The organism is Roseateles sp., from assembly GCF_036486225.1.
GTDB lineage: Bacteria > Pseudomonadota > Gammaproteobacteria > Burkholderiales > Burkholderiaceae_C > Roseateles.
The window spans coordinates 1-9,836 of record NZ_DASVNZ010000270.1 but is presented as its reverse complement, the minus strand read 5'-3'; the positions used below and the strand labels follow the sequence as shown (position 1 = coordinate 9,836).

General features: G+C 66.3%; 7 protein-coding genes and 3 tRNA genes. 1 reads left to right on the top strand and 9 read right to left on the bottom strand.

What is annotated here, in order from left to right; all coding sequences use genetic code 11:
- The 4 genes from VF536_RS17845 to VF536_RS17830 all read right to left on the bottom strand — a co-directional run.
- Positions 1-246: GTP-binding protein (locus VF536_RS17845; protein WP_239503611.1), on the bottom strand; the 246-nt coding region annotated here is incomplete at its 3' end.
- 49 nt (positions 247-295) lie between these two features.
- Positions 296-370: transfer RNA gene (locus tag VF536_RS17840), tRNA-Thr, on the bottom strand.
- A 71-nt stretch (positions 371-441) separates the two neighbouring features.
- A tRNA-Gly gene (locus VF536_RS17835) sits at positions 442-515 on the bottom strand.
- 82 nt (positions 516-597) lie between these two features.
- A tRNA-Tyr gene (locus VF536_RS17830) sits at positions 598-683 on the bottom strand.
- Positions 684-1,168: 485 nt separating this feature from the next.
- Between VF536_RS17830 and VF536_RS17825 the strand changes: the two genes are divergently transcribed.
- Positions 1,169-3,814 (top strand): TonB-dependent receptor, encoded by a 2,646-nt coding sequence (locus VF536_RS17825; RefSeq protein WP_331616204.1) that lies wholly within the window; start codon positions 1,169-1,171, stop codon positions 3,812-3,814.
- Positions 3,815-4,008: 194 nt separating this feature from the next.
- Here VF536_RS17825 and VF536_RS17820 read toward each other — a convergent pair whose 3' ends face one another.
- Genes VF536_RS17820 through nagZ form a run of 5 tightly spaced genes read right to left on the bottom strand, consistent with a single transcriptional unit; the run spans position 4,009 to position 9,753 of the window.
- A complete protein-coding gene (locus VF536_RS17820) occupies positions 4,009-4,710 on the bottom strand; it encodes a DUF6445 family protein (RefSeq protein ID WP_331616203.1) in 702 nt (233 codons plus the stop codon).
- Between the two features lie 41 nt (positions 4,711-4,751).
- Entirely contained in the window at positions 4,752-5,825 is a 1,074-nt protein-coding gene (locus tag VF536_RS17815) for an acyltransferase family protein (protein WP_331616202.1), read from the bottom strand.
- A gap of 19 nt (positions 5,826-5,844) precedes the next feature.
- Positions 5,845-6,804 (bottom strand): glycoside hydrolase family 16 protein, encoded by a 960-nt coding sequence (locus VF536_RS17810; protein WP_331616200.1) that lies wholly within the window; start codon positions 6,802-6,804, stop codon positions 5,845-5,847.
- A gap of 59 nt (positions 6,805-6,863) precedes the next feature.
- Positions 6,864-8,219 carry an MFS transporter gene (locus tag VF536_RS17805; RefSeq protein ID WP_331616199.1) on the bottom strand — a complete coding sequence of 452 codons (1,356 nt, stop codon included), beginning with the start codon at positions 8,217-8,219 and terminating at the stop codon, positions 6,864-6,866.
- 52 nt (positions 8,220-8,271) lie between these two features.
- Positions 8,272-9,753: a beta-N-acetylhexosaminidase gene (gene nagZ, locus VF536_RS17800; RefSeq protein WP_331616198.1), complete on the bottom strand. Its 1,482-nt coding sequence runs from the start codon at positions 9,751-9,753 to the stop codon at positions 8,272-8,274.
- Positions 9,754-9,836: the final 83 nt, after the last annotated feature.

Below are 9,836 nucleotides of genomic sequence, written 5' to 3'. Positions count from 1 at the left end.
GCAGTCAACGTGCGCGTAGTGGCGGTTGGCCGTCTCGTACTCGACGTGCGCGGTGTTGATCGTGATGCCACGCGCCTTTTCTTCCGGCGCCGCGTCGATCTGGTCGTACGCCTTGGCTTCGCCGCCGAACTTCTTCGACAGCACGGTCGCGATCGCGGCCGTCAGCGTGGTCTTGCCGTGGTCAACGTGGCCAATCGTGCCCACGTTCACGTGCGGCTTGGTACGTTCAAACTTGCCTTTTGCCATCATGCGCTCCTGGCGATCAGATCAATCAAGAAACGGGATAGAAGAGAGGTGGTGCCCATGGCGCGGATCGAACGCGCGACCTCTCCCTTACCAAGGGAGTGCTCTACCACTGAGCCACATGGGCATCGACACAGGATTGATGACCTTATCAGCAAACCTGTGTCGATATCTCGACACAACACCTTTAACTTCCTGTGGAGCGGGAAACGGGAATCGAACCCGTGTCATTAGCTTGGAAGGCTAAGGTTCTACCATTGAACTACTCCCGCCCGGGAGTTTTCCAATTCCCACTGCTTGAACCGCGAAGCGGGTGACGATCACCCGCTTCGTTGCTCTTGCATTGGTCTGCCTTGGTGGAGGAGGCTGGATTCGAACCAGCGTACGCGTTAGCGGGCAGATTTACAGTCTGCTGCCTTTAACCACTCGGCCACCCCTCCAAGGCAAGCCCACGACTATAGCACCGTTATTTTTTGGCGCAAACAAAAAAACAGCCAAACACTGCTCGCGTGCGATTGGCGCTCTCTGGAAGTTGCAACAACCACCGCGGCGCAGCGGGTGCTGGCCCACATCGACTGTGTCCCAACGCACGCTCCGACACGACCCCACAAGGACCACTCCTAATACCAATTTGCGACCAAGTGGTCTCACCCCCAGGCCACGCGGCAGCCGGGCTGGCACGGAGAGCACGAACGCCCGGACACCGCTGTCCATGCGGGTCGCGGCGATGCCACAGCAGGGAAAACACCGGCCTGAAACTGGTAGCAAAGTGGCTTTACCGCTCGTTATAGTGGCATGGCATTGGTTGCATTGAGGTGTATCGGGGGCGCCAGCTGCATGCCACTCCGCCGAAGGGTGTCGTGATTTCAGGTGCCAAGTCTTCATCACGGCCACAACTCCCTGGCCACTCGAGGAGCAGTTCATCATGAAGGTCAACAAGACCCCAATCGCGGCGGCGGTGACGCTGGCGCTGCTGAGCGCGGCGTTCGCCGTGCAGGCGCAGGAACAGAAGAAAGAAGAAAACACGCAGCTGGACCAGGTGGTGATCACCGGCATCCGCGCATCGCTGCAGACGGCGGCCAACATCAAGAAGAACGCCAGCGCCGTGGTCGATGCCGTGTCGGCCGAGGACGTGGGCAAGCTGCCCGACTCCGACGTCGGCCAGGCCCTCGGCCGCATTCCCGGCATCTCGGTCGGGCGCGATTTCGGCGTGGGCGCCTCGGTGTCGATCCGCGGTACGGACCCGCAGATGACCCTGACCACCCTGAACGGCCACAGCGTGGCGTCGACCGGCTGGTATGACCAGAAGGCGATCGACCGCTCGTTCAACTACTCGCTGCTGCCGCCCGAGCTGATCGGCGGCATGGAGGTCTACAAGTCCTCCCAGGCCGACCTGACCGAAGGCGGCATCGGCGGTACCGTGATCGTCAAGACCCGCAAGCCGCTGGACCTGGACCCGAATGCGGTCTTCGTCAGCGTCAAGGGCGGCAAGGGCACGGTCAGCAAGGACTGGACGAAGGAAGTGTCCGGCCTGTACAGCTGGCGTGACAGCGGCAAGATGTTCGGCGTGCTGGTGTCGGGCGCCTTCGAGCGCGGCGACTACATGCGTCGCGGCATCGAGGCCGACGGCCGCTGGTCCGGCGACGTGACGCCGGGCACCTTCCTGCAGGAACGCGAGCGCAAGGCGTTCAACGTCAGCCTGCAGGCGCGGCCGACCAAGAGCATCGATCTCGGCCTGAACTACACCCGCCTGGAATACGACGCCGACGCGTCCAACACCACCCACTACCTGTACACGCTGCAGGACCCGGGCAAGGGTTACGCCGACACCAACGCCTGCGTGCAGCCCAGCCCGGATCCGGCGCTGCTGTGCCAGAAGACCAACATCACGCAGGCCAACGCGACCAGCACCTTCCTGCAGACCTGGGCGCGCGCCGCCAAGATGACCTCGGACACCGTGGTCGCCGAAGGCTCGTTCAAGGGCGACGGCTTCAAGCTCGAAGGTTCGGCCGGCACGACCAAGGCCGACGGCGGCACCTCGCTGACGACGAATTACAGCTACCTGGGCTGGGGCAACGCACCGGGCCTGCCGAAGTGGTGGGGTTCGACCGACGCGACCGGCAAGAAGATCTCGATCTCCCCGGGCCAGGACATGACCGTGCCGCTGAGCGCGCTGCCGGCGACCTCCACGCCTGAATCCTGGGCGACCGCCCGCGGTCCCAACAAGGACAAGGAAGACTTCGCCCAGGCCGACCTCACGGTGGATCTGGACTACAGCATCCTGACCGCGTTCAAGGCCGGCGTCCGCGCCACCAAGCACACCTTCACGAAGGACGAATACCGTCCGACGATGGTGACCACGCCGGTCAGCGCCAACACCGACACGCTGTTCAGCGGCACCATCCCGATGGGCACGCCGGGCTGGAGCGTGCCCAAGCCCAACCTGGGCGCGATGTTCGCGCTGGCCAACGCCAACGTGGCAAGCTGGACCCAGTCGCGCGGCGGCTACGGCGAGATCGAGGAGAAGAACACCGCCCTGTACGGCATGTTCAACTTCGAGAAGGACGCGCTGCACGGCAACTTCGGCCTGCGCTACATCCGCACGAAGGCGAGCAACGACGCCTACGTGTTCGATGGCACGCCGCTGGCGGCCGGCGACGTCGCGCAGAACATCGGCTGGAGCACCAAGAAGGCGCAGCAGAGCTCGTCCTACAACGACTGGCTGCCCAGCCTGAACGTCGTGTACGACCTCGACCGCAACACGCTGCTGCGCTTCGCCGCGTCGAAGGCGATCACGCGTCCGAACTACGACAACATGTTCGCCGGCGCCACGCTGGGCTGGAACGACCAGGTCAAGAACAACGAGACGGTGAACTACGGCACTCCGGCGCTCAAGCCGCAGTCGTCCAAGCAGTTCGACCTCGGCATCGAGTACTACTACGGTCGCGGCAACCTGGTGTCGGCGGCGATCTTCCACAAGAAGATCGACAACTTCATCACCACGGACACGCAGGTCAACCAGAAGATCGGCCTGATCAGCCCGGACACGCTGGTCGACAACTGGACGATCAACCGCTACATCAACGCGGGCGGCGGCAAGATCAACGGCATCGAGACGCAGCTGAACCACTCGTTCGACAACGGCTTCGGCGTGGTGGCGAACTACACGTTCACGGATGCGAAGGCGCCCAAGACGAGCTACCAGGACGAGCTGAACATGTTCACGCTGTCCTCGCGTCACAACGTGAACCTGGTGGGCTTCTACGAAACCGACGTGTACAGCGCGCGTCTGGCCTACAACTGGCGCTCCAAGTACATGGTTCGCGAGACCGGCTACTACGGCAACCGCATGCATGACGACTACGGCACGCTGGACCTGAGCCTGGGCTGGAACGTCACGAAGAACCTGCGTCTGAGCTTCGAGGCGATCAACCTGACCAAGGAAGACGACGTGCAGTACGGCGCCGCCGGTTCGAGCACCACGCTGCGCCAGTCGCTCAAGGGCGGCTACCCGGCCTGGTCCTTCATGGGCGAGACGACGTACCGCATCGGCCTGAACGCCAAGTTCTGATTCCAGAACATCTCCGAGGGTCTCCTGGCCCTCTTCAAGCCCGGCACATGCCGGGCTTTTTTGTTTCCGAACGCCCGCCTCCCCCACACATGCCGTCAGCGGATCTCTGTGGGGCCGGAATGGGGTGAGGGGGTCCAGGAGGGAGCCCCCTCACCCCGTGGAGAGCCCGCGCTTGGCTGCGGGAGGCAGCGCCCTCAGAAGTCGACGAAGGTATTGACCGTGAGCCGACCGTTGCGCGGGTCGTCGCTGATGCTCAGCGCAGGGTTCACGCAAGCCGTGTGGATAAGCCCGCCCGAGTAGACGACCAGCCGGTTGAACTTCGCAGGCAGCCTGCCGAGGAACTCGAAGTGTTCATCGCCGGCGTCGAAGTAGCGCTGCGGCGGAGGCTGGCGCTCGATCTGCTCGCGGACCGACGCGCCGTAGCGCTCCGTGTCGTCAACGCCGATCTGCTGCAGCCCGGTCGCCTTGTGCCGATAGAACCCCGTGCCGCCATGACGGCCGTCGCAGAGGTACAGCAGGGCCGCCATGTAATGCGGCGCGCTGGAGTCGAAGTGCGGCACCCGCTGGAGCGGGCCGAGCCGATCCGGCGTCAGGGTGGTGAGCGAGAACATGCACGGCGTCTTGCGCAGCGGCAGGTCCTCGTCGATGCCGAAGTTGATCTTGATGAGCGGATCCAGCAGCGACACCAGCTCCTGGGAATAGGCCTCGGGCGCGTTGGCGCGCATGCCGGGATACCCCTTCCCTTCGATCGCGCCGGGGCAGAGCTCGAACGTGCTGTCGCAGGCGGCCTGGACGAGCGCCTGCGGATCCTCGAGGAAGTCGTCGATCAGCAGGACCTGGTGGCCGCCGACGGTGAGCGACTGCACGTCGGGTGGCATGCGGATGGAAAAGCTCATCGCCGGATTCTCCGTCCGCGCACCGGACGGCGCGTCGGGGTTCACACCTTGATGTAGATGCGGCGTGCGTCGAGTACGCGCACGATCGCCCACCAGACGGCGACGAACCCCAGCGCGAAGGCGAGCGAGCGCCCGTACGGTCCTACGAGGGGCTCCAGCCAGCCGAAGCCGTGGGCGTAGAGCGGGTCCATCCAACCGAAGCCCGCCAGGAACACCGTGCACATCCACGCGCCGGCATACGCGGCGATCGCGTTGACGCCGAAGCTGCGGAACAACGGCGGCCAGCCGAGGCGATCGATCAGTGCGTGCGCGCCCAACAGCGCCAGCGCGGCCAGCCCGCCCGTGAAGAGCACGAACGACGGCGTCCACAGGTTCTTGTTGATCGGCATGAGGCCAATCGCGTCGAGCGCGAAGCCCGCGGCGGCCGCAGTGAGTCCGATCGTCGCGAGCTGCTTCAACGCGCCGCTGCGCAGCGCCTCGCCGCAACGCCAGCCGAGCAGCGTCGTCGCGAGCGCGCCGAGCGTGGCGACGATGCCTTCAGGATCATGACCGAGACCGGTGGCCGCGTCCCACTCGTAGCCATGAGGACCCAGCAGCCACGCATCGATGCGGCTGGCGATGTTGCCGGCCTTGTCGAGCGGTCCGCCCCACAACAGCAACGCCCCATAACCGAAGAGCAACGCGGCGATCCACAGCCGCTGTCCGGTCGCCCGCCACTGGATCGCGATGAGCCCGGTGAAAGCGAAGCACAAGCCGATGCGTTGCAATACGCCGGGAATGCGCAAGGCCGGTCTGCCCATCAACCACCAGGCGAGCGCGTGCAACACCAGTCCCAGGACCAGGATGCGCAGCGCACGCTTGACGACGGTGCCGCGCAGCGCGGCGCCGTCGCCCGCTTCGATGCGGGCACCCATCGCGAGCGACAGCGACACGCCCACGATGAACAGGAAGAACGGGAACACCAGGTCGGTCGGCGTCCAGCCGTTCCAGGCCGCATGCTCCAGCGGGGCGTAGACGTAGCCCCAGTCGCCGGGGTTGTTGACCAGCAGCATCGCGGCCACGGCCAGACCGCGCAGCGCGTCGACGGACGCGATGCGTTTCGAGGGAGCGTTCATGGGAATGAGGTCGGAAGAATCAGAAGTCGCAGCGGCTCTCGAGCGCCGGCTCCGCGGCCGGTACCTGGTCCAGCCGCGCGACGCCACCGGCACGCCAGCGCTTCACCTGGGTCTCCACCTGGGCCGGACTCAGCACCGTGTCCTTCGCGTGGAAGACCCAGTCGACGTCTTCTTCGTACACGCGCGGCGGACCACCCGCAGGTCCATGCGGCAGCGGCCCCTCCGGCGAGAACCACAGGTTGAAGTTGATCGACATCGGAACCACCGGGTAGTTCCGACCGCCGTGGTCGTCGACCTTGCGGCCGTCGATGAACCAGTGCGTCCGCCCCTCCGCCACCTGCATCACCAGCGTGTGCCAGTCCTTGCCCGGCGCACCCAACGCGCCGAATTCCTCGTGCTGCTGGTTGAACGCCAGCCAGGGATCCAGCCGCACCGTCTGCCACGTGATGCCGTAGATCCGCGTCTTCTCGCTGCCCCACCCGCCGTTGGGGAGGTACTCCCAGTCCAGCTCGCTGAACTCAGGATCGAAGTCGTGCTTCAGCGGACTCACCACGTAGAAGGTCTGGATCACCGGATCGCCGTCAGCGCCGCTCACCGGCTGATCGCTGAAGCGCACCCGCGCGGCGTAAGTGCCCGCCAGATACTTGCGCTGGTGGCACACCTGCACCTGCGTCGTGCCCGCACCGGTGCCGTCGGTGGTGCCACGCAGGCGCAGCTTGCCGTCCACGAGGCTCAACGCCTCCGGCGCCCAGCGTGCGCCAGGCAGACCCGGATGGCCGGCCGCACCGCGCGCCGTCCATCCATGCTTGAACAGGGCCGCGGTGTCGGCGTAGCTGAAGTCGTCGAAGAAGAATTGCGGGGTGGCCGCGTGAGCGCCCGTTGCAGCGACGAGCGTCGCGGCGACCGCCCACCTGCTGAGGACAGGGCGTTGGCCGCCAGTGCATGGGGCCTTGGCGGCAAGCGCCAAAACCCCAAGCACAGCCGTCCCCAACCACCCCCGTACTTCGACGGATCTGCTACCGAGGACTTCGGACGAGTTCATGTGGCGCTTTCGATGGGGGTCGGCGCATTGCCGTTGCTCTTGTCCTTGTCCTTGCCCTCGCCCTTGGCCTTGCCAGGCATGCGGACGAAGAGCAGCAGGACCAGCGCCGGCACACCACAACCAATCGTCCACAGAAAGAAGTGCTCGTAACCCATCGCGATCTGGATGTCGCCGCTGATCGTCTTGGACAGGATGAATCCCAGCTGCATCACGCCCGATCCCAGCGCGTAATGTGCCGTCTGGTACTTGCCCGGCGCCACCGCCTGCATGATGAACAGGATCATCCCGACGAAACCGAAACCGTATCCCAGCATCTCGACCGCGACGGCAAAACCGACATGCCACAGGTCCGCCGGCATCGTGACGGCCAGGTAGTAGAAGGTCGCGTTCGGTACCGCCATCGCCACGATCAGGAACGGCATCGCGCGACGCAGGCTCAGCCAGCTCGTGAAATAGCCGCCGACGATGCTGCCGACCAGGAAGGCCGCCGTGCCCACGGTGCCGTAGATGCCGCCCACCTGTTCCGTCGTCAGACCCAGCCCCCCCTTCTCGCGCGGCTCGATCAGGAACAGCGGACCGATCGTCTGCACCTGCCCCTCGGCGAAACGGAACATGACGATGAACAGGATCATCAGCCAGATGCCTGGCTTCTTCAGGAAATCGGCGATCACCTCGCGCAAGGTCTGCCACACGCCCGCGACGGTGAGATCGCCGTGATCGGTGTTGAGCGTGCCCGGCAAGGCATAGGCGTTGTAGCTGGCCAGCACGAACAGCAGCACGGCCAGCATCGCGAAGATCACCGACCAGGCGTTCATGACGCCGATGCCGCGTTCCAGATGACCCGCCAGCACGAGCAGCCCGCCGAGCGTGAGGAACTTCGAGGCGTTGAAGAACGCGCCCTGCCAGCCGGCGTAGGCGGCCTGCTGCTTGTCGTCGAGCGAGGCCATGTAGAGGCCGTCGCAGGCGATGTCGTGCGTCGCGGACGCATAGGCCAGCAGGAACAATACCGCGATGCTGGCCGCGAACCACATCGGCAGCTGCAGCGCCACGGCCATCAGGCCCAGGCCCACCGCGCCGGTGTACTGCCCCGCGACGACGATCAGCTTCTTGCTGCGCGCCAGCTCCAGGAACGGACTCCACAAGGGCTTGAACGCCCACGCGAGACCGAGCAGGCCGGTCCAGCGCGCGATCTGGTCGTTGGCGACGCCCATGTTCTTGAACATCAGGCCGGCGATCAGCATGACGACGAAGAATTGCATGCCCTGCACGAAGTACAGGCTGGACACCCAGCGGATGGGGCTGCGGTCGCCGCGCGCGTCGGCGGCGGCAGGAGGGATCTTCGAAGAGCTCATGGGGGAGGACCTCGGTGCGATGCGGTGCGATGCGGGACGGCGGACGCCGGCGTCAATCGAGCGTGACCGGAGACTGGCCGCCGGCCTCGCCGCGGCCCTGCAGCCAGGCGCCGAGCGCGCCCAGGGCGCCGTCGGCGTAGCCCCAGCTGATCACCGTCGGTGCGGAGACGTCCAGCGCCTGGAACGGATTCCACAGCACCAGGTGCAGGTCCGGCCGCCACGCGGCGGCGTTGGCGCCGTAGCGCGCGCGGTGCGTCGAAGCCACGATCGTGAAGCGCCCGTCGTCCGGCACGATGGACCAGTCGAGCGCCGCGATGTCGCCGAGCGAGACGAACTCGACGTCGCCGTAGCCCTCGAACAGCGCGCGCACCTGCGCGCCGGTCGGACCGGCTTCGGACACACCGTCGGTCGGCACCTCGTCCTGCACCAGCACGCGGATCGGACGGTCGATCGCCGGCGGCGTCGCGCCGCGCAGCGCGCTCAGGCCCGCGGCCCAGGCGCGGCGCATCAGCACGTCGTCGGCCTCGCGCTGCGCGCCCTGATAGACGTCGAAGCGGACCGGGAAATCACGCGCCAGCTTGTCCAGCCGCGCCTCGGCCTGGCGACCGCGCTCGACGCTCAAAGCGCCGCGCGCCAGCGCGTCCTGCAGCGCGTGGATCGCCTGCGCCTGCTCGTCCAGCGAGCCCTGCGCCAGGATCATGTCGGCGCCGGCGTTGATCGCCAGCACCGCCGCCTTCGCGTAGCCGTAGCGCTCGGCGATGGCCTTCATCATCAGCGCGTCGGTGATGACGACGCCGTCGTAGCCGTACTCGTCGCGCAGGATGCCGCCCAGGATGGTCTTCGAGAGCGTCGCCGGGTACGACGGGTCGATCTTCGGATAGACGATGTGCGCGGTCATGATCGACGGCGCGACGTCGCGCAGCGCCTGGAAGGGCTTGAGCTCGAGCGCGTCCAGCTCGGCGCGGGACTTCTCGACGGTGGGCAGGTCCAGGTGCGAGTCGACGTGCGTGTCGCCATGCCCCGGGAAGTGCTTGATGCAGCAGGCCACGCCCGCCGCCATCGAGCCCTTCATCCACGCGCCGGCCAGGCGCGTGACGGTGTCCGCGGTCTCGCCGAAGCTGCGCTCGGCGATGACCGGGTTGGCCGGGTTGTTGTTGATGTCGGTGACCGGCGCGAAGTTCCAGTTGATGCCGATGCCGCGCAGTCCGCGCGCCACCGCCGCGCCCACCTGCTCGGCCAGCCCCTCGTCGCCCGCCGCGCCCAGCGCCATCGCCGACGGCGGCTGCGGCAGGAAGGTCGCCCGCACGACGGAGCCGCCCTCCTGGTCCAGACCGATCAGCGCATCGGCGCCCATCGCGTCGCGCAGGTCCTGCGTGAGCTTGCGGACCTCCGCCTCGGTGCCCAGGTTCTTGCGGAACAGGCACACCGCGCGGATCTTGTTGTCGCGCAGGAAGGCCGCGGTCGTCGCATCCAGCGTCTTGCCCTGGATGTCCACCATCACCAGCCGGCCCGGATGGAATGCTGTCTCGCTCATGTCGCTCTCTTCTGCCTGGCCCGCGGGTCGACGGCTGGGGATGGGGAATGGATGCGCGCTTGCGCGATCAGTGCGTCTTGGTG

Coding starts and splice junctions, on each gene's coding strand:
- VF536_RS17825 (WP_331616204.1), top strand. CDS start 1,169: ATGAAGGTCAACAAGACCCCAATCGCGGCGGCGGTGACGCTGGCGCTG.
- VF536_RS17820 (WP_331616203.1), bottom strand. CDS start 4,710: ATGAGCTTTTCCATCCGCATGCCACCCGACGTGCAGTCGCTCACCGTC.
- VF536_RS17815 (WP_331616202.1), bottom strand. CDS start 5,825: ATGAACGCTCCCTCGAAACGCATCGCGTCCGTCGACGCGCTGCGCGGT.
- VF536_RS17805 (WP_331616199.1), bottom strand. CDS start 8,219: ATGAGCTCTTCGAAGATCCCTCCTGCCGCCGCCGACGCGCGCGGCGAC.
- nagZ (WP_331616198.1), bottom strand. CDS start 9,753: ATGAGCGAGACAGCATTCCATCCGGGCCGGCTGGTGATGGTGGACATC.